The sequence below is a fragment of the Paenibacillus sp. LK1 genome, from assembly GCF_002750415.1.
GTDB lineage: Bacteria > Bacillota > Bacilli > Paenibacillales > Paenibacillaceae > Paenibacillus > Paenibacillus taichungensis.
This window is the reverse complement of sequence record NZ_PEII01000021.1, coordinates 1-21,514: the sequence shown is the minus strand read 5'-3', so window position 1 is coordinate 21,514 and position 21,514 is coordinate 1. Positions and strand designations below refer to the sequence as shown.

Genomic DNA, 21,514 nt, shown 5'->3' with positions numbered 1-21,514 from the left:
ATTCACATCCGATTCATATGACTGAATTAGTATATCCGAAAAGTTACGGCGGATAATCAGTCCAAGGACCGATTGCTTTGCACCAAAACTTCCGATTGCGGATGAATTTGCAGAGAAGAGCGGTATTCTACCGTACCAATCCGGCAGCCTGGACCAATTTTTATTTTATCTCCTCGTACAACCTCGGCCTCCGTGTTCTCAAGTTCAATTTCGTCGCCTTCGATTAGATTGGCCTTGAGAATAGACTTGTTACCAGTGAACAAACCCTCCAGCAGTTTTCCCCGCGAATTCTTCACTGAAATGATGGAACCGCCCATTTCCTTGACCTCGGATGGACCCATAATTTTAAGTGTCATACTTTCGGCACTGAGCATACCCGTTATCGTAAAACGGCCATTCAACTTCATATTCTCCACCTGACAATCACCTGATACATGAAGCTCGCCTACCACTTTCATATGTTCAGCTTTTGCATACAGGTTAGAAGCATGATTGTCTTCCTGCTCATCGGAACCAACAGCAGACCGCTCTTTCAAGGTAAGGGTTCCCGTAATTTTGATATCGGTTGATTCAAGAGATCCATATATAACGGATGTGCCGGTGCATTTGAATTGATCACAGAACAGATTATCGTTAAATGAGGAATCTCCCACTACCTTGACCTTGCCGTACACACCGCCAGAAGAACTGCCGTCGCCGATGATGCTAATGTCATGCTTTTTATCCAATGAACCAGCAAAATGGTTATTCAAATCGATCACATCCCTTTCTCTCCAGGTCAAAACTTAAATTAAAATTTAAATCCGCTGACTGCTGCCCACCTTAGCGTCTGGATCAACCTCTAGTTCACCCGAATATTCGACCAACCTGATGTTACAGCCACGACCGATATGAACCTTGCTGCCACGAACAATATCAGCCTCGGTATCTTCCAGCACGATTTCATCCCCCTCAATCAAGGATGTCTTGAAGGATGGGGTACCGCCCAGGCCAATACTTTTCCAAAAACCAGTCTGTTCCTTACGCCGAATATCAATGCGTTCCCCGCCAATCTCTCTCGCCGAAGAAGATGTATGCAGCCTGATCTCTACCGTTCCCGCATTCAGAAAGCCACTAATTTTAATATTGCCCTGTACGTTCAAAGACTCACATTGTACGTCGCCTTCAATATCGATCACGCCACCAATATCAATGCGTTCCCCATCAACCCGTCCACGAACAGTACACTTCCCGTTGACTTCGAGCTCAGGGCTTCGGAGGTCTCCGTTAATGGTTGTTAAGCCATCCACACGAACACGTGAACTAATCAAGGGGCCGTTCAGCGTGCACATACCGTTGATCGTTGCACTCTCAGAGCTCAAAGCACCGTGCATCTTCAAGGTTCCATTCACATTCAGGGAGGTACAGTCCAGGTTACCATTTACTTTAGCCATGCCATCGATGGATACCCGGTGAAAATTCCCGCCTGCCGTTTGGCTCATGCCCGCTACGTTCAGATCATTTCGCAAATTACGTTCCTCCATATATGATCCTCTCCTTATCCCAATTTGAGTTTTAACTCTTCCATGAACGTCCCCATTGGCTGCCTGAGAACGACCTTCACTCCATTGTCAAAATAAAGCTCTGTTCCTGCCGTTACCAGCAAGAATGAAGGGATACCCATCTTGCGAATAAGCACCAGTTCGCTTGGTTTGCCTGTGAAACGATAATAATGCTCGGACATGACATCGATCAGCAGCGTACCCTCCTGGCGGGTAACATCTCCGCTCATTAGCAGCTTATCAAGTACATAAAGCATCATGATCTGCTCCAAAGCATACAACGGCCGCTCCCGGCCTGCTTCTTTCAATAGCTCAAGCGAAATGATCGAAACAATGTTTCGCTCTAACAGCTCCTGAGCGGACATTTCCACTTCACCCAAAGTTGGTGAAAACACGTCTGCCAGTTCATCCAGCGACAAGCCGTCTTTCATATTGAGAATCTTGTCAATCCGCAGTAAAATCTGTTGTTTTGGAAAAAAAGTTTCTTGTCCCGTATAGGACGACTTCCGAATAAACCATTCCTCCGGAATGAGATTCTTCCGCTTCCAGCGGTACAACTGGCCGTAGGAGATACCCGTCAGGTCCAGCAATTCTTTTTTGGAGATCAAATCATCCGTCATATATGGTCCCCCTTTGTGTTGAAAACAGTGTAACATAACATTGTTACGTTGTAAATAAGGTGAATAACTAGTTGTGAATTTCTTATTATTGCAATGAAAAGACTTTGCGTATAACCTGTTTATTATAGACACTATGGAACCATTATGGATTCAGATCCCATCCTATTGAATCGGGTCAGAACACATCGTTAATGGACTTATGAAAGGGGTTTCTCATATATATGGCACTTATTAAATGTGACTTTTACTCTGACACGCTTGGTCTAAGCACCAGTATGCATGTTATTCTTCCACAACAGACCCACAATCAGATTGGCATGGAGAACGTATCCGGCCAAGGGTTACATCCCACGCTGTATCTGCTGCACGGGCTATCGGATGATGACTCCATCTGGCTGCGCCGTACATCCATCGAACGATATGTTGCGGACCTTGGTATTGCCGTTGTGATGCCTCAGGTACATCGCAGCTTCTATACGGATATGGCGGAAGGCGGACGCTACTGGACATTCATCAGTGAAGAGCTGCCTGCACTTGCACGTTCCTTCTTCCCGCTATCACACAAACGTGAGGACAACTTTGTTGCTGGCTTGTCTATGGGTGGCTACGGAGCATTCAAGCTGGCACTTCACAAACCGGAGCAATACGCCGCTGCGGCAAGTTTGTCTGGAGCACTCGACATGGTAGCGCATATGGATAACCGAATTGTTAAGGCATTAAGTGATGCTGAGTTCAAACGGATTTTCGGAGCAGAAATTAAAGGTTCGGAGAATGACTTGCTGCATCTGCTCGAAGAAAGCAAAGCAAGTCAGGGTCCAAAACCTTTGCTCTACCAATGCTGTGGGACAGAGGACTTCCTGTATGACGAGAATCAAGCGTTCCGTCAAGCTTGTGCACAGACCGATTTCCAGCTGACGTACGAGGAAGAACCCGGTGGACATGACTGGGGATATTGGGACGAGAAGATCCAGAATGTGCTGAAATGGTTGCCTTTGCGTGAACGTAAGTAGTCGAGAAATTTAAATGAAGCCATTGCATTTTAGATGGATATGTACAGAAAGAACTATATAAGTTCAACTAGTGAATATTTACACTGGCACTCCAATGACAGAACAACCTTCCGATTGTTGTAATACACAAAAAAAAGCAGGCCCTTGAGAAGAAAATCTCGGCCTGCTTTTTTGCGTTATATATCTTTATTTCATTATAGTAAATCCGTTATTAACCCCGATTGGTGATCCATTGCTCTGTAATTTCAAGCACCTTTTCACTCCGTCCAATCGCCTCAGCCACCTGGTTCGAAGCCGTTCCTCCGTACACATTACGAGCATTTACAACCGCTTCTGGTTGCAGCACATCGTATATACGCTCATCGAACAACGGGGAGAACTGACGGAATTCATCGATTGTCAGATCCAACAGATACTTACCGTTCTGGATACAATACAATACTGTTTTCCCGATAACCTCATGCGCCTGACGGAAAGGCAAACCTTCTCCCACGAGGAAGTCCGCAATATCTGTAGCGTTCGAGAAATCCTGATTGACCGCTTGACGCATCCGACCCTTGTTAACCGTCATCGTTGCAATCATCGGAGCAAACAATTGAAGTGCGCCTTCCAGCGTCGCTACCGTGTCAAACATGCCTTCCTTATCTTCCTGCATGTCCTTGTTGTAAGCGAGCGGTAGAGATTTCAGTACTGTCAGCAAACCGATCAGGTTGCCATACACACGTCCTGTTTTACCACGAACGAGTTCCGGTACGTCTGGATTTTTCTTCTGTGGCATAATGCTGCTGCCCGTGCAGAATGCATCATCCAGTTCAACAAAACCAAACTCCGTGCTGCTCCACAGGACCAACTCTTCACTCAGACGGGACAAGTGAGTCATGATCAGTGAAGCGGCTGCCAGGAACTCCACGATAAAGTCACGGTCGCTTACTGCGTCCAGACTATTCTCATATACTCCATCAAAGCCCAACTGTTCCGCCACAAAATGACGGTCAATCGGGAACGTTGTGCCTGCAAGCGCACCTGCACCCAGTGGCAGCACGTTAATGCGTTTGTAGCTGTCCATAAGACGCTCTGCATCCCGTTGGAACATCGATACATACGCCATCAGGTGATGGGCGAACAGAATTGGTTGTGCACGTTGAAGATGGGTATACCCCGGTACAATCGTATCAAGATTGTCTTTGGCTTGTCCGATCAGCGCTTCCTGCAACGAATGCAGCATGCCAACAAACCCAACCACGCGCTCACGCAAGTACAAGTGCATATCCGTTGCCACTTGGTCATTCCGGCTGCGTCCCGTATGTAATTTGCCACCTACAGGGCCGATAGTCTCAATCAGGTTTTTCTCAATATTCATGTGGATGTCTTCATCCGATACGGAGAATTCCACTTCGCCTGCACGGATTTTATGCAGAACAGTGATCAAACCTTCCTTGATCGTCTCTACATCCTCTGCTGGCAGAATTCCACATTTGCCCAACATCGTGACATGAGCCAGACTTCCTTGAATATCTTCCTCGGCCAACGCTTTGTCAAAGTTGATTGACGCTGTATATTCCTCAACGAGGTGATTGGTTTGTTTGGTAAAACGTCCTCCCCACAGCTTGCTCACAGTGAGTACTCCCCTTTCGCTCATGGACAAAGCCGCTCCTGCCAGATGTGCAAGAACGGCCCGCCTTGTCAGTTATTATCGTGATGCTTTATATGCATGATGAAATTAGTTTTTGTTTTGTTCCACACCGGAATTTACTTTCAAACGCAATGCGTTCAGGCGGATAAAGCCCGTTGCATCCCCTTGATCGTATGCTTGTGTTGGATCAGCTTCCATTGTGGCAATGTCCGGGTTGTACAGGCTGACAGGGCTTTTCACACCTGCGCCGATGATGTTGCCTTTATACAGTTTCACACGAACGGTACCTGTTACATTTTTCTGACTTTCGGTCACCAGGGCTTGCAGCGCCAGACGTTCCGGTGCGAACCAGAAGCCGTTGTATACGAGTGTGCTGTAACGTGTGATCAGGCTATCACGCAGGTTCATGACTTCACGGTCCATCGTGATGGATTCCATTTTGCGGTGTGCCGTGAACAGAATCGTTCCACCTGGTGTCTCGTATACACCACGGCTCTTCATGCCGACGAAGCGGTTCTCTACCATGTCCACACGGCCGATACCATGTTTGCCACCCAGCTCATTCAGTTGCTCCATTACTTGCAGTGGGCTCAAGCGCTCACCATTCAGTGCAACACAGTCGCCTTGTTCGAATTCAAGTTCAACATATTCCGCTTGATCCGGTGCATCTTCAGGTGCGCTGCTGAGCAGGAACATGTCTTTGTTCTCGTCCGCACTTGGATCGAACCAAGGATCTTCGAGCACGCCGCTCTCATAGCTGATATGCAGCAGGTTACGGTCTGTGGAGTAAGGTTTAGCCGCCGATGCGGTTACCGGAATGCCATGTTTTTCAGCGTAAGCGATCATCTCCGCACGTCCTGGGAACTGGTTGCGGAATTCTTCCAGACGCCAAGGCGCGATGACTTCAATATCTGGTGTCAGCGCAGCTGCGTTCAGCTCAAAACGAACCTGGTCATTCCCTTTACCCGTAGCGCCGTGAGCAATCGCTGTAGCGCCTTCTGCACGAGCGATATCGACCATACGTTTCGCGATCAGTGGACGTGCGATACTTGTGCCAAGCAGGTATTGTCCTTCATAAAGGGCACCAGCTTGGAACATTGGATAGATGAAATCTTTGGCGAACTCGTCACGCAGATCGTCAATATACACTTTGGAAGCACCTGTAGCGAGAGCTTTCTCCTCAAGGCCGTCCAGTTCATCCTTTTGTCCAATATCCGCCGTAAATGCGATAATCTCCGCATCATATGTTTCTTTCAACCATTTCAAAATTACAGATGTGTCCAACCCGCCAGAATAAGCGAGTACAATTTTTTCCTTAGCCATGTTCGATGGTCCTCCCCAAGTTCAGTTGCTTAATCTATCATCGCGAAATCTGTGCCTAAAATCAACCCATTCAGGCAAACAGCATCTATTCACTCATTAACGCAGCCATCAATGCTTTCTGCGCATGCAGTCGGTTCTCCGCCTGATCAAAGATCAGGGAGTTTGGCCCGTCAATCACTCCAGCACTCACTTCTTCTCCACGGTGAGCTGGCAGGCAATGCAGGAACATATAATCCGGCTTCGCGCCTTTCATCAGTTCCTCATCGACCTGATACGCAGCGAATGCTTGTTCACGAATCTTCTGTTCTTCTTCAAAACCCATGCTCGCCCATACATCCGTATACACGATATCCGCATCTTTCACAGCTTCCTGAGCACTGTACGTTACAGTCACCTGTGAGCCGCTCTCCTGTGCAATGCTGCGCGCCTGCTCTACAACTGCGCTGTCAGGCTCATAACCTTCCGGAGTCGCTACTGCAACATGCATACCCATCTTCGCTGCACCAAGCATAAGGGAATGCGCCATGTTATTGCCATCTCCGACATAAGCCATTTTCAGCCCTTCCAGCTTTCCTTTGTGCTCCAGCACAGTTTGGAAATCTGCGAGTACTTGGCATGGATGTGCTGCATCGCTCAGTCCGTTAATAACCGGAATATCCGCATGTTGTGCCAGTTCAGTCACATTATGGTGTCCAAAGGTACGAATCATGATGCCGTCCAGGTAACGTGACAGGACTTTGGCTGTATCATGTGTCGTTTCTCCGCGACCGAGTTGGATATCATTTTTGCTCAGGAAGAGCGCGTGTCCGCCCAGTTGGAACATACCGACTTCAAAAGATACACGGGTACGTGTAGATGATTTTTCAAAAATGAGTCCGATCGTTTTGCCTTGCAGTGGCTGATACGGCACACCGTTTTTTTGTTTGCCTTTAATCTCAATCGCAAGATCCAGCAAATAACGGATTTCCTCCGCTGTATAATCTGTAAATTCAATAAAATCACGGCCTCTAAGATTGACCTTCTGTACCTTTTCCGTCTGTTGCGCTTGTGTCATGTTAGTGTTGTCCTCCTTATTTCCGGTTCCCTGCACCCGCATGGGCAGAAGAGTGTAGAAGGTTGAGATCTTGCCATCCGGCTGCTCACTTTCATCTTCCGCTAGTTTACCGCGCGGCTACAGGGATTCATGAATCATCATTTTGGTTCCGCTTCGAGGCCCCTGAAGGCCCCGAGTCAGAAAGGTTGTATAAAGTCTTATTAAGCGTTCTTCGCAGCCACATGCTCTTCAATCAACATAGCTACCAAGGATACCGCCTGATCTATCTCTTCCTTGCTCACATACAAGTTTGGAAGCAGACGAATGACATTCGGTCCTGCGGAAACAAAGAGAATGCCTCGTTTCTGACCAGCAAGCACGATGTCGCCTACCGCTTCAGCACATTCGATTCCAACAAGCAGGCCCATACCCCGAACTTCTTTTACAAACGAATTACCAGCCAAACGCTCCCGCAGAGAGTTCATCAGGTATTCACCCATTTCAGCGGCACGTTCTGGCAGGTGATCCTCGAGCATGGTTTCAATCGTTGCAATGACAACAGAGGAAGCAAGCGGTGTACCGCCAAATGTTGTTGCATGACTGCCTGCAGTAAACGCATCCTTCAGATAACCTTTACCTAGCATCGCACCTACAGGGAATCCACTACCAATACCTTTGGCTACCGTGAAAATGTCCGGCTCAATGCCATAATGCTCATGCGCGAACAGTTTGCCTGTACGTCCCATTCCGGTCTGTACTTCGTCTACAATCAACAGCAGTCCGTGCTCTTCACACAGTTTCCGAACGTGGTGGACAAAATCTGGTTTGACCGGATGCACGCCACCCTCGGCTTGCACCATCTCCAGCATAATTGCTGCTGTATTGGGTCCGATCGCCGCTTCGAGAGCCGCTGTGTCATGCAATGGTACGGTTACGAATCCGGCTGGCAATGGCAAAAATCCTTCTTTCACTTTATCCTGCCCAGTTGCTGTCAAAGTTGCGAGTGTCCGTCCGTGGAAGGATTGGGCAAATGTAATGACTTCGTACCGACCTGTGCCTTTTACCTTCTGGTGATAGCGACGAGCCAGTTTGATTGCCGCTTCATTCGCTTCTGCACCACTGTTACAGAAGAATACGGCGTCTGCGCACGTATTTGCTGTCAACAAAGCCGCTGCTTTTTCCTGACCTGGAATCTGGAACAGGTTGGATACATGCCACAGCTCATCAATCTGAGCTTTCAGCTTGGCTCCGACTTTCTCCGGTGCATGGCCCAGACTCGTTACAGCCAACCCGCACGTGAAATCAAGATAACGATTGCCCTGATCATCCCACAGCCAGCTGCCTTTACCTTTGACCAAACTGATTGGATAACGTGCATACGTTTGGAAAAGAGAGCTTTCCGTCTGTGCCGCTACACCTGTCGCTGCTACGCCCGCTACTGCTGTGCCAGAACCTGGCAGTTCATTGCCTTTTGCCATCACCTATCACTCCTTATTTGTTGGTATGAGTACACTAGGCAAACCATATAAGCTAAACCTACTTTCCACAAGGCCACTCCGATTGCAGTCCACCTTCCGAACATATGCATACTCCCACTTCGATGACAGAACAACCTTCCGATCGCTGTTATCCCCAGATTTCTTTGATTAATTGTTTAAAGGTGGAAATCCAGTGATAAAGGCGCACGCTCCGCTTCTTCAGGTTATTTCTGTCCTCTCCGTTCTGGCGTTTTTNCTTCGATGACAGAACAACCTTCCGATCGCTGTTATCCCCAGATTTCTTTGATTAATTGTTTAAAGGTGGAAATCCAGTGATAAAGGCGCACGCTCCGCTTCTTCAGGTTATTTCTGTCCTCTCCGTTCTGGCGTTTTTGTTTCTTCAGATTGGTTCTGCACTCTCCGTTCTCGTGTCATGTCCAGTTCATCTTATATAAAAAATGCCGTGTACATAATGTTGATTCCTCTGGTTATCACAACTTCACCTTACTGCATACGGATAATTCGGGTTCCGATGGTTTCTCCGCCAAGCACACGGCTCAGAATCTGTGGTTCGCTTCCATCTACGATGATGACTTCACGCACTTTGCCGTGAATACAAGCGATGGCTGCACGTACCTTTGGAATCATGCCGCCATAGATTTCTCCGGTTTGGATCATATCCTCGATCTCCTGTACAGAGACGGATGGCAGCACTTTTTTCTCGCCACCTACATTCTTCATAATGCCAGGGACATCGGTCACTACGATCATCCGACTCACTCCGAGATGGGAAGCTACCGCACCTGCGGCTGTATCTGCGTTGATGTTATAACGCTGGCCAGAGGCATCCACACCAACTGGCGCGATAACTGGCATATATCCCATGTTTACGATGCCTTGAATAATCTCCGCATTAACGCCTGTTACGTCACCTACCCAACCAATCTCTGCATGGTTGCTAACCGGTTTTGCCTGGATCAGACCACCGTCCACACCCGACAATCCCAGCGCGTGTCCACCAACTCGTTGGATCAGGCGGACGATCTGTTTGTTAATACTTCCCGCAAGAACCATCTCTACGACGTCCAGCACGGGTTCCGTTGTTTTACGCAATCCGTTCACAAACTCGGTCTCAATGCCCAGCTTCGCCAAATTATCCGAGATCGCAGGACCGCCGCCATGTACGATGACAGGCTGTGTTCCCTTGGACTGCAAATCACGCAGATCTGCAAAAAAGGATTCAGGCAACGCCGCCAGCGTGCTGCCTCCGCATTTCATTACAAACGTCTGCTTCTCAGCACCTGCCTCTGTTCCGATACTCTCATTTTGCAATGTTGAATTCATGAGGGCACTCCTTTCAATTCAAATGTTTTAACGAGATTAACACTTCATTGATGCAATATTCTTCGGCTGACGTTCCGAATCCGGATCGTTCTTTCGATCGCTGTTGTCTCCAGGTTTTTTTGAATCCCCTCTTTTGAGGGGAAAACCCGGAGACAAAGGCGAACGCTTTGCTTCTACAGAATCGATTCCGCCTTCTCCACTACCTTCGCAGTTATCAACCACCAAAGAAAGTTCAATCCTTATACATTTTCAACATATTTTACGAAGCAGCTACTCATAGGAAAGCAGCATTCTCCGTTAACGTGTAAATATAAATAGTTGCTTATTACGTGCGGTATGCCGCGTTGATTCGTACATAGTCGTACGTCAGGTCACAGCCCCAAGCGATGGCTGTTCCGTCGCCGTGGTGCAGATCGACCACAATGCGTACGGTATCGGTCTGCAAGTAGGCCAGCGCCGCTTCTTCGTCGAATACGACTGGACGGGATTGTTCAAGTACAGAGATGTCACCCAGACGGATATCAACGGTCTCCGGGTTCACCGGCTGTCCTGCACGCCCTACAGCTGCAATGATTCGTCCCCAGTTGGCATCCGCGCCAAACATGGCGGATTTCACCAGGCTGGACCCAATGACGGTCTTAGCAATAGCTTGCGCAGATTCATCACTTACGGCACCCGTTACCTGTACTTCTACCAGCTTGGTTGCTCCTTCGCCATCGCGCGCAATGGCTTTGGCAAGCACTTCGCACACATAAGTGAATCCGGCAGCAAAAGCATCCCAATCCGGATGTTCCACGGTCAGTTCTTCGTTCCCTGCCAGACCGCTGGACATGGCTACAAGCATGTCGTTCGTGCTTGTATCTCCATCCACTGTAATCATGTTAAATGTATGATTGGTCGCCTGACGCAGCAGGCGCTGCAACGCTTCTGCACTAATGACTGCATCAGAAGTCATAAAAGCCAGCATGGTCGCCATATTCGGATGAATCATCCCCGATCCTTTGGCGGCACCAGCAATCGTAATCGTTTTGCCGTTCACCTCAACGGAGACGCAGGCTTCTTTTTTCACCAAATCGGTTGTCAGAATAGCTTGGGAAAAATGCTCCGCCTCTTCTGCTTCCTTGCCCAAATGTGCCGGAAGTCCGCTAATCCCCGAGTGTACAGCGTCCATCTTCAGCAATTCACCAATGACACCTGTAGAAGCGACTGCAACATCCTCTTCTGCTACACCCAACTCACGTGCGGCCGCCGTACGCATGGCGTAGGCATCCTCTTCACCTTGTTGTCCAGTACATGCATTGGCATTCCCGCTGTTCACGATGACTGCCTGAAGGCATCCATTGCTCAAGCTCTCACGTGTGACTTTCAGAGGTGCGGCTTGGAATACGTTCGTTGTATACACCGCAGCTGCAGTTGCCGGCACGTCACAGCGGATCGCTCCGATGTCGTTACGAGACGTTTTTTTCAATCCGCAGTGCAGTCCACCAGCAGTGAACCCGCGCGGGGTTACAATCGTTCCGTTCTCAACTATAGTAAAAGCCTTTTGCTCCACATTCGTTCCCATATGTTATCCCCCGTTATGCGTTCGGCTGCATGCCGATTGTCCGCTTGCTTTGCCTGATCCGTTTTCCCCACATTGTATCGGAATTGCGTCTAGACGCTCTCCCAATGATTCAACCCTTATGGATATACTGGAGTCATGTTCAGCCCGAGGTTCTCCTCCCATCCCATCATCAGGTTCATATTTTGAATGGCTTGCCCGGATGCACCTTTTACCAGGTTGTCGATGACCGAAATAATCGTCAAACGACCTGTACGAGGGTCAGCTGCAAATCCGATATCACAATAGTTCGATCCGTACACTTCCTTCGTTGAAGGCCAGATCCCCGGCTCACGTACACGCACGAACGGCCGATTCTCATAATATTTGCGGTACAGATCAACGATTTCACGGTCACTGTGTTCACCAGTTAAATTGGCATACATCGTGCTCATGATTCCACGCGTCATCGGCACCAGTTGAGTTGTGAACGTTACTGTGACTGGAGTGCCAGTGATATTTCCCAGCACTTGCTCAATTTCGGGAATATGCTGATGTTTGTTCAGTTTATATGCTTTGAAGTTCTCATTCATTTCTGCATAATGATTCGTCAAACTTGTTCCCCGTCCCGCACCCGATACGCCGGATTTGGCATCAATAATGATACTGGAAGGGTCAATCCATCCTGCCTCAACAGCTGGAATCAATCCGAGTAACGTAGCCGTTGGGTAACAACCTGGGTTGGAAATAAAGTTCTTGCCCTTCACTTCGTCGCCATACACCTCTGCCATGCCGTATACCGCCTGTTCCAGCAATGATGCAGATGGTGCCGGATGTTTATACCACTCTTCATAAACCGTTCCATCCTTGAGTCTAAAATCTCCAGACAGATCAATGACCTTAAGACCTGCTTCAAGCAGACTCGGAACGAGCTTTGCGCTTACACCAGACGGGGTTGCTGTGAACACCAGATCTGCACGACTTGCGATCTCAGCCGGGTCTACGCCGTCGAGTGGCCTCTGAATCACGTCCGTCAAATGCGGGAATCCATCTGCGATGGACTCACCACTGCTGGATGAAGAGATTACCGAAGTAATTTCAACCTGCGGATGGTTCTGGAAAAAACGAATCAGCTCCACCCCGCCGTAGCCGGTGGAACCGACGATTGCCACTTTTAATTTGTTATTCACTCTCGCTCCCCCAATCTTGTCGTATGCGCTACTTATACTGTTCTCCTGCTCCCAATGAGCTTTCATACAGCAATTCCGTCGCTTCTATGCATATTTGTGTATTATTATACGACTCTAGTTATATAAATACAACACTCTATCATCAATTTTACATGGATTCTCATCGCTTCCGAACATATCTTTCCAACATCTGCGGACGAACCCGTATACTTCTGCTAAAATACGTATTATAGGAAACATTACAACCAGGGTCTAATTCATAATCAATCTACACGATGAAGGGTTTATGAATGGATTCATGATGGTCATTATGAGACATGGGGGACTACAGTGCATATCGAATCCATTTTACTTGTTGTACTCCTGGGCCTGAATATTATTTTCGCTGCAGCGGTCGTTTTCTTCGAACGAAAGGATGCCAGTGCATCCTGGGCTTGGCTGCTCGTCTTGAACTTTATTCCGGTGTTCGGGTTTGTACTCTACTTATTAACAGGGCAAAACCTGACGCGCTACCGACTTTTCCAGTGGAAAGAGCGCAAGAAGCTTGGGCTTGAAGAACGTATTGCTGCCCAGCTTGCACAGCTGCAAGACAATAGAACACCTTTCCGTAATCAAGCGACAGAGAGTAGTCAGGACATGATTTATATGAACCTGAAGCAGAACGATGCTCTGTTGACCGAAGACAACGCGGTCGAGATTATTACCGACGGAACAGACAAATTCCAGCGGTTGCTCGATGATATCGAGGCAGCGAAAGATCATGTTCACGTGCAATACTACATTTATAGAGGTGACCGACTCGGCAAAAGAATCCGGGATGCACTTATTCGTAAAGCGCGCGAAGGTGTCAAAGTTCGTCTGCTGTATGACGCGCTGGGATCGCGGCGGGTATCCAAACGCTTTTTCAAAGAATTGCGCGAAGCAGGCGGTTTGGTTGAGGTCTTTTTCCCATCCAAATTCAGTCTGATCAACCTGCGTATGAACTACCGAAATCACCGTAAAATCGTCATCATTGATGGCAACCTTGGATATACAGGCGGGTTTAATGTAGGGGATGAATATCTCGGCTTGAATTCCAAGTTCGGTTACTGGCGCGATACTCATTTGCGTATTCAGGGTAATGCTGTTCATGCTCTTCAGACCCGTTTTCTTCTCGATTGGAATGAAGCGTCTAAGCAGCACGATACACCGTATGTTCCGGCGCATTTCCCTCATATTGAGGGCACAGGAACAACTGCTATGCAGATTGTATCCAGCGGACCGGATGCAGAGACAGAGCATATCAAGAACAGTTATCTGAAAATGATTAATGGAGCCAAACATTCGATTCTGATTCAGACCCCTTATTTTATTCCAGATGCCAGTGTATTCGAAGCCATTCGTCTTGCGTGCCTGTCAGGAATCGATGTTCGCATTATGATTCCAAATAAACCGGATCACGCCTTCGTATATTGGGCTACGCTATCTTATATCGGTGAGTTGTTAAAGGTGGGAGCAACCGTGTTCATCTACGATAACGGCTTTATTCATGCCAAAACGCTCATTATCGACAGTATGGTCGCATCCGTGGGAACCGCTAATATTGATTACCGCAGCTTCCGATTGAACTTTGAGGTAAATGCATTTATGTATGACGAGGCGATTGCGACTACTCTTGTGCAGACGTTTGAGCATGATCTTCTTGTATCCCGTGAGATGACGTTAGAGGAATACAATAAACGCAGTGTGAAGATCCGCTTCAAAGAAGCAATCTCTCGTCTGCTGTCTCCAATTCTCTAGATACAGTAGTAAAAGAAGGATTATCAGTCAAAAGAAAAACAAAAAGCAGGTGCTTCCTTTCCAGCCATGTCTGGTGGAGGAGTACCTGCTTTTTTTGATTATAAATTTACTTTCTACTTATAAGTTAACGAATGACCTCTACACCGCTCTCCGTTATCATGTGAATGTTAAGTTTGATTTATAGGTGCCTACTCGCTGTACCTTACAATTCCCCACGCTTGAAGCCTTCGCCCAGTACTTCATGCGCATTGCTAATAATGACAAAAGCCCCCGGGTCCACGGACCGAATCAAAGCTTTCAGTCTAGGCACCTCATTCTGTCCGACAACCACCATCAGTACAGTGCGCTGATCGTCGGTGTAACCACCTTTTGCCTCCAGCTTCGTCAGTCCGCGATCCAGATCATCCAGAATCACCTTCGTAATCGGTTCGGTCTGGTTGGAAATAATATAAGCTACCTTCGAGTTACCAAGCCCCATCTCGACGGCATCTATGACTTTTCCGGTAACGTATAATCCGATCAGAGCAAAGAGTGACTGCTCCAATGACAATACAAAGGCAGCCATAATAATGACCGTAGCATCCATCATCACAACGCAAAGAGAGTAACTCAGTCCACTATATTTTTGAACGATCCTGGCCAGAATGCTCATGCCCCCTGTTGAACCTCTACCCCGATATACGATTCCAATCCCGAGACCAACCCCAATTCCTCCATAGAGTGAACCAAGTAGCGGATTCGTTGTTGGAATGGCCCAGTCTTTCGTGAGGTATACAAACAGTGGCAGTACAATACTGCCGAGTACAGAACGTATTCCATACTGCTTGCCAATCAGGAGAAAACCCGCGATCAGAAGCGGAATATTAATAGCCCACTGGGTGTATGCCGGCTCAAGCCCCAGCCAATGTTTGCCCAATATCGATAACCCGGATACCCCACCTGAAGCAATCTGGTTCGGAAGTAAAAATAAATTAAAGGCCACGGCAATTAAAAACGAACCTAAAATAATGGATACGGTATCTACAACGTTTCTCCATGGGCCGTTCAGGGGAATGAGCGTAGTTAGCCTCTTCTTGCGGTTATTGTGTAACGGTTGTTGCTGTTGCATGTCATCTTGCTCTCCTTTTTTGTATATATGCTCAAAAAAAAGCCCCTGTATACACCCAGCATACGCCTACACGTATCGGGTCTATACAGGAACTTTTGATTAATCGGTATCTACTTTAATCTGGCTGCGCAAATAACCATCGATGAATCCATCGAGGTCGCCATCCATTACTGCTCCTGTGTTTCCAGTCTCCACGCTCGTACGGTGATCCTTTACCATACTATAGGGATGGAACACATAGGACCGAATCTGGCTACCCCACGCAATATCCGACTGTTCTCCTCGGATTTCGTCCAGCTGTTGTTTTTGTTCTTCGATTTTACGTTCATACAATTTGGAACGAAGCATCGTCATCGCTCGCTCACGGTTCTTAATCTGTGACCGTTCATTCTGACACGTTACAACCACACCTGTTGGAAGGTGAGTAATCCGTACAGCTGAGTCAGTGGTATTGATATGCTGTCCACCCGCGCCGCTCGCACGGTACGTATCGATCTTGAGATCTTCTGTTCGAATGTCCAATTCAATCGTGTCATCAATCTCAGGAACCACGTCACAGGATACGAAGGAAGTATGTCTGCGTCCTGAGGAGTCAAAAGGTGAGATTCGCACCAATCGGTGGACACCTTTTTCGGCTTTCAGATACCCATAAGCATTGTGCCCCTTGATGGATAGCGTGACACTCTTGATTCCTGCTTCATCTCCTGCCAGATAATCCAGCACCTCAACCTTGAAACCACGTTTCTCGGCCCAGCGTGTATACATCCGCATCAGCATCTGTCCCCAGTCCTGTGACTCGGTACCACCAGCACCCGGGTGAAGCTCGAGAATGGCATTCATCTTGTCATACGGCTGATTCAGGAGAAGTTGTAGCTCGAACTCTTCTACCTTGCTCACGATGGCTGTCACGCTGTTACCGATCTCCACGGCCAGATCATCATCGCCTTCTTCGTCAGCCAGTTCTGCCATCATGACCGCATCGTCATAATCCTGCTGCAGCTTGGTGTATTGATCCACAGATCCCTTCACCGCGTTCAGCTCGGCGATTAAGGATTGTGCCTTATCATTATCATCCCAGAAATCAGGGGCGGACATCTTCACTTCGAAGTTCTCAATCATCTCTTGCTTAAGATCTAAGTCAAAGAGACCCCCTAAGATTTGTTAGTTTCTTGCCTATTTCACGCAGGTCCTGCTTCACGCTTGGATCGATCATGTGCAATTCCTCTTTTCATTAAGATAAGCTCCCCGCATCCAGGGCATTCCTCCAGATCAAGTATCCGATGCTTCACCTTGGAGTCTAGGTTACCTTTATGTCGGCAATCCTCTTCTCCATGATCTTGATCACATAGTTATAACTATGCACCAATTACAGGTTATGCATCCTTCACTTGATCATTTGGAATACCCGGCTGCAAGGAGCCGTTCATGTCATTCTATTTAAGTTGAGCCAGCATTGGTTACACCTTACCACTCCGATTGCAGTAGCATCTTCCGATCACTCTTATCCCCAGATTTTCTTAATTCCCTCTCACAAGGAAAAAATCCGGTGATAAATGCGAACGCGTTGCTTCTCCAGATTGCTTCTGCACTCTCCGTTATGGTGTAAAAAATTTAGATCGAACTTATATACAGGGTAATATAAGAGAGTCGTTTAACTACTCTTGACCGTGGCAGTGTTTAAACTTTTTGCCGCTGCCACATGGACAAGCATCGTTGCGTCCGATTTGGTCAGACACTTTTACCGGACGTTTCTCCGTAGGCTCGCCGCTTGTCGAGATCTGGCTTTCGTCAACAACCGCTTGACGCTCCTGATTGCTCTCGATTTGTGCTCTCATCACATAAGTTGCCACTTCTTCCTGAATCGAAGCGATCATCTGATGGAACATTTCGAAGCCCTCAAACTGGTACTCACGCAGTGGATCTGTACCGCCGTAGGCACGAAGGTGGATACCTTGACGCAATTGATCCATCGCATCAATATGATCCATCCATTTGCTATCTACTGCGCGAAGCACAACCACTTTCTCGAACTCACGAACCATCTCTTCACCGATTCGCTCTTCTCGTGCATTGTACTTGTTCTGAACTTTCTCAAACAGGTAGTCGATAATCTCTTCTGCTTCTTTGCCCCACAGATCATCTTTCGTTACAGAGCCTTCATCCAGCAATTTGCTGTTCATGTAGTCGGCAACTTCCTGCAGTTCCCAGTTTTCCGGAATGTCATCACTGCAATGAGCTTCTACAATACGTTCAATGGAAGGCTTGATCATATCCATAACGATTTGTTTGATATTCTCGGACTCAAGCACCTCGCGGCGCTGTTTATATATAATTTCACGTTGTTGGTTCATGACATCATCATATTGGAGAACGACTTTACGTACGTCAAAGTTATTACCTTCAACCCGTTTTTGTGCCGACTCTACCGCACGGGTAATCATCCGGCTCTCAATCGGTTGGTCTTCTTCAAAACCAAGACGCTCCATCATGTTCAGTACATTGTCTGCACCGAAACGTCTCATCAGCTCGTCACCCAGTGACAGGTAGAACTGTGTAGAACCCGGGTCACCCTGACGTCCTGCACGTCCACGCAGCTGGTTATCAATCCGGCGGGATTCGTGACGCTCTGTACCAATGATATGAAGGCCGCCCACTTCAGCTACACCTTCGCCCAAGATAATATCCGTACCCCGTCCAGCCATGTTGGTTGCAATCGTTACTGCACCAGCTTGTCCAGCTCCTGTGATGATTTCCGCTTCTTCAGCGTGATATTTGGCATTCAATACCTGGTGACGGACACCACGGCGTTTCAGCATATCGGAAATACGCTCGGAGTTTTCAATGGAAACCGTACCCACCAGAACCGGCTGGTTCTTGCTGTGACGTGCCACGATTTCTTCCACAACCGCGTTGAACTTGCCATCGATGCTCTTGTACACCACATCAGCCATATCATCCCGTTTGTTTGGACGGTTGGTTGGGATCTGCAATACTTCGAGACCGTAGATTTTTTTGAATTCTTCTTCCTCGGTCTTCGCTGTACCTGTCATTCCCGCAAGCTTACGGTACATCCGGAAATAGTTCTGGAATGTAATCGTAGCAAGTGTCATGCTCTCGTTCTGTACTTCAATACCTTCTTTGGCTTCAATCGCTTGGTGCAATCCATCGCTATAACGACGTCCTGCCATCAAACGGCCTGTGAACTCATCGACGATCAGTACTTCTTCATCACTCACCACATAATCGACGTCACGACGCATGATTACATTGGCTTTCAATCCCTGTACGATGTGATGGTTAAGCGTAACATTGGCATGATCATACAAGTTTTCGATACCAAATGCTTTCTCAGCTTTCGCTACACCAGCTTCTGTCAGCGCTACGGATTTCACCTTGATGTCCACCGTAAAGTCTTCTTCTGGAACCAGACGTTTCACGAAACGGTCAGCTGCATAGTACAGATCTGTCGATTTCTGAGCTTGTCCGGAAATGATCAGAGGTGTACGTGCCTCATCGACCAGAATGGAGTCCACTTCATCAATGATACAGAAGAACAATGGACGTTGTACCATCTGCTCTTTGTACAACACCATGTTGTCACGCAGATAGTCAAAGCCAAATTCATTATTCGTACCGTACGTAATATCACATGCATAAGCATGTTGTTTCAAAGCATGGTCCATACCGCTCAGGTTAACCCCTACCGTCATGCCCATGAATTCATAAATTTGTCCCATTTCCTGGCTATCCCGTTGAGCCAAATAATCATTGACCGTTACCACGTGTACACCTTTGGACATCAATGCATTCAGGTATACCGGGAGTGTTCCTACCAGTGTCTTACCTTCACCCGTTTTCATCTCTGAAATCCGGCCTTCATGAAGGGCAATGCCTCCGAGCATCTGTACGTCATAGTGACGTTTGCCCAGTACACGACGAGATGCCTCACGTACGGTTGCAAATGCTTCAGGAAGAAGTTCATCTGTTGTTTCTCCCTTTTCAATACGGGCACGGAATTCCTCCGTTTTGGATTTCAGTTGTTCATCAGACAGAGCCTGAAATTGTGGTTCCAGTTTATTGATCACATCGACTGTCTTCATCAGACGTTTAACATCACGTTCGTTCATGTCGCCGAAGATCTTTTTGACAAGTCCTAGCATGGTATACCCCTTTCGTGCAAAACAGAATAGACCCCCTGCTGCCGCCGCGCGACACCATCGGATGGATATGTATCCACTTGCCCGGGGGTGACAAACGATATAAAAAATAATATAAATGAATCAACTCCAGGCTTGCCAAGGTTCCTCATGAAGCTGATTCGGTATTCAACCGGATCCGGTTATTAGAAATAAGCCGAATACCGAGCCTTATGAATCATGTTCATGGTGCTGTGCCTGTCATTGATTATGATTAGCGATCATTCGTTGACAATTCCTCATCAGGACAATGATTCTCTTGCATAAATTGTAACAGTTTGTAAGGGTCGCCGCAACACGCCACGGCACACTTCTTTGAACTTCTGAAGCCTCTCCGATGGAGTTTAAGTGCAAAAAATCATAGTCGTTAGCGGAAGCCCTGGATTCTATCGTTTCATTTTCCAGTTAGATAAGGCATGTTAACGAATTTTGGTGGTAAATTTGGATGAAAATCTCAATATAGAGAAAAAGAATACATCTTTAACGACTTCTCCGTGAGCACTTATAATTTTGCATTCACTTTGCACGGATTGGTCTCATTCCTACTATCTATTAGACGCAGTAACATGGGAAATAGTTTCACAATCTTGCTTCAGCGACTTTTTTCCAGCCCATCCACGCACAAAAGAGCCCCATCCCATAAAGGATGGAGGCTCTTGTTAGTTTAATTCAATACAGAAGACTATAGTCCCTGTGTTCATTCGTTATCATTAAGGAATCATTTTTCATTTTCAATTCAATGGTTTAACCTTGTTCAATCAAACCGTATTTACCATCGTTCCGTTTATACACAACGCTGACTTCTTCGTTCTCAATGTTGGAGAATACGAAGAAATTGTGACCGACCATGTTCATTTGGAGGATAGCCTCTTCCACGTCCATTGGTTTCAACATAAACCGTTTCGTCCGCACCACTTCCAGGTCATCATCTTCGGTTTCCGTATCCAGTTCAGCGGTAGCCACTGTACCTGTTGGGTCTTCAACGAAGAGAGTTTTCAGGCTGCCTTCCTGGCGGAACTTACGGTTTATTTTCGTTTTGTGTTTACGGATCTGACGTTCCAGCTTGTCCACCACGGAGTCAATGGAAGCGTACATATCGTCGCTCTCATCCTCGGCGCGGAGCACAATTCCTTTCAAAGGGATCGTCACCTCTACTGTATGCAAGCCTCTCGTCGTGCTCAGGGTAACAGCACCGTCAGAGTTAAGGGGTGCATCGAAATACTTCTCGAGTCTACTCAACTTTTTGTCGACATAATCCTTCAAAGCATCGGTAACCTCGATTTGTTGACCTCGAATACTTAAATTCATAGGGCACTCCTCCTTTTCCTTTGCCACTTCATTATAACACGAATGTAAGCGCCATGTAAAAACTCCCGGTGACCGAATAATGACATCTGTTCAAGCCACATCAGCCAACATAGGCTTACCGCCATATTTCGCGATATTTCACCATTTTGAGGCATAATCGTTAATTACATGGATGGTCTTATTAGGCGCTTGATGATGTAATTAACCGTTTTGGAGCTTGCTCAATCTATTAGGGTATACTTCATAGAAAAATAGCCCTATGGAGGTTCTCTCTCTCCATAAGGCTACATAATAATATATTTTCCGAACTATATTAAACACTAAAAATTTCGTTTCTTTAGCTTTTGCCTTCTACTACTGCAGTGCTTATAATTGTCCTACTCTGACTGGAAGGACTCAATCACAGCATTT

At 47.2% G+C, this 21,514-nt stretch carries 16 protein-coding genes; 2 read left to right on the top strand and 14 right to left on the bottom strand.

What is annotated here, in order from left to right; all coding sequences use genetic code 11:
* Positions 1–56: 56 nt before the first annotated feature.
* From CS562_RS30370 to CS562_RS30360, 3 genes are read right to left on the bottom strand one after another with little or no spacing between them, the layout of a single operon-like run.
* Entirely contained in the window at positions 57–761 is a 705-nt protein-coding gene (locus CS562_RS30370; RefSeq protein ID WP_099859220.1) for a hypothetical protein, read from the bottom strand.
* 36 nt (positions 762–797) lie between these two features.
* Positions 798–1,523, bottom strand: a complete 726-nt coding sequence (locus tag CS562_RS30365; protein WP_099859219.1) for a polymer-forming cytoskeletal protein — start codon at positions 1,521–1,523, stop codon at positions 798–800.
* Between the two features lie 14 nt (positions 1,524–1,537).
* Entirely contained in the window at positions 1,538–2,161 is a 624-nt protein-coding gene (locus CS562_RS30360) for a YhbD family protein (RefSeq protein WP_099859218.1), read from the bottom strand.
* A gap of 221 nt (positions 2,162–2,382) precedes the next feature.
* On the opposite strand from CS562_RS30360, the gene CS562_RS30355 reads away from it, so the two are divergent.
* A complete protein-coding gene (locus tag CS562_RS30355) occupies positions 2,383–3,171 on the top strand; it encodes an alpha/beta hydrolase (RefSeq protein ID WP_076287635.1) in 789 nt (262 codons plus the stop codon).
* A 211-nt stretch (positions 3,172–3,382) separates the two neighbouring features.
* On the opposite strand, the gene argH is transcribed toward CS562_RS30355, so the two are convergent.
* The 7 genes from argH to argC form a co-directional block, all read right to left on the bottom strand.
* A complete protein-coding gene (gene argH / locus CS562_RS30350) occupies positions 3,383–4,786 on the bottom strand; it encodes an argininosuccinate lyase (protein WP_099859217.1) in 1,404 nt (467 codons plus the stop codon).
* A 105-nt stretch (positions 4,787–4,891) separates the two neighbouring features.
* Positions 4,892–6,127: an argininosuccinate synthase gene (locus CS562_RS30345; RefSeq protein WP_076287634.1), complete on the bottom strand. Its 1,236-nt coding sequence runs from the start codon at positions 6,125–6,127 to the stop codon at positions 4,892–4,894.
* An 85-nt stretch (positions 6,128–6,212) separates the two neighbouring features.
* The gene (gene argF / locus CS562_RS30340) at positions 6,213–7,181 is read right to left on the bottom strand and encodes an ornithine carbamoyltransferase (RefSeq protein WP_099859216.1); all 969 of its coding nucleotides are present in this window, start codon (positions 7,179–7,181) and stop codon (positions 6,213–6,215) included.
* Between the two features lie 200 nt (positions 7,182–7,381).
* The gene (locus tag CS562_RS30335) at positions 7,382–8,638 is read right to left on the bottom strand and encodes an acetylornithine transaminase (protein WP_099859215.1); all 1,257 of its coding nucleotides are present in this window, start codon (positions 8,636–8,638) and stop codon (positions 7,382–7,384) included.
* A gap of 504 nt (positions 8,639–9,142) precedes the next feature.
* Positions 9,143–9,982, bottom strand: a complete 840-nt coding sequence (gene argB / locus CS562_RS30330) for an acetylglutamate kinase (RefSeq protein WP_099859214.1) — start codon at positions 9,980–9,982, stop codon at positions 9,143–9,145.
* Positions 9,983–10,307: 325 nt separating this feature from the next.
* Positions 10,308–11,546, bottom strand: a complete 1,239-nt coding sequence (argJ, locus tag CS562_RS30320; protein WP_099859212.1) for a bifunctional glutamate N-acetyltransferase/amino-acid acetyltransferase ArgJ — start codon at positions 11,544–11,546, stop codon at positions 10,308–10,310.
* A gap of 116 nt (positions 11,547–11,662) precedes the next feature.
* Positions 11,663–12,712, bottom strand: coding sequence for an N-acetyl-gamma-glutamyl-phosphate reductase (gene argC, locus CS562_RS30315; protein WP_072733584.1), 1,050 nt, complete (start codon positions 12,710–12,712; stop codon positions 11,663–11,665).
* A gap of 330 nt (positions 12,713–13,042) precedes the next feature.
* Between argC and cls the strand changes: the two genes are divergently transcribed.
* Positions 13,043–14,491: a cardiolipin synthase gene (cls, locus tag CS562_RS30310; protein ID WP_099859211.1), complete on the top strand. Its 1,449-nt coding sequence runs from the start codon at positions 13,043–13,045 to the stop codon at positions 14,489–14,491.
* A gap of 202 nt (positions 14,492–14,693) precedes the next feature.
* On the opposite strand, the gene CS562_RS30305 is transcribed toward cls, so the two are convergent.
* From CS562_RS30305 to hpf, 4 genes are all read right to left on the bottom strand, one after another.
* The gene (locus CS562_RS30305) at positions 14,694–15,599 is read right to left on the bottom strand and encodes a YitT family protein (protein WP_076287629.1); all 906 of its coding nucleotides are present in this window, start codon (positions 15,597–15,599) and stop codon (positions 14,694–14,696) included.
* A 99-nt stretch (positions 15,600–15,698) separates the two neighbouring features.
* Positions 15,699–16,812, bottom strand: a protein-coding gene (gene prfB, locus CS562_RS30300; RefSeq protein ID WP_099859210.1) for a peptide chain release factor 2 whose coding sequence is annotated in 2 segments (ribosomal slippage) — positions 15,699–16,739 and positions 16,741–16,812 — 1,113 coding nt in all. Because the reading frame shifts where the segments join, the coding sequence is not laid out codon by codon here.
* A gap of 442 nt (positions 16,813–17,254) precedes the next feature.
* The gene (gene secA, locus CS562_RS30295) at positions 17,255–19,759 is read right to left on the bottom strand and encodes a preprotein translocase subunit SecA (protein WP_076287627.1); all 2,505 of its coding nucleotides are present in this window, start codon (positions 19,757–19,759) and stop codon (positions 17,255–17,257) included.
* Between the two features lie 780 nt (positions 19,760–20,539).
* The gene (gene hpf, locus CS562_RS30290; RefSeq protein WP_072733587.1) at positions 20,540–21,103 is read right to left on the bottom strand and encodes a ribosome hibernation-promoting factor, HPF/YfiA family; all 564 of its coding nucleotides are present in this window, start codon (positions 21,101–21,103) and stop codon (positions 20,540–20,542) included.
* Between the last annotated feature and the right edge of the window lie 411 nt (positions 21,104–21,514).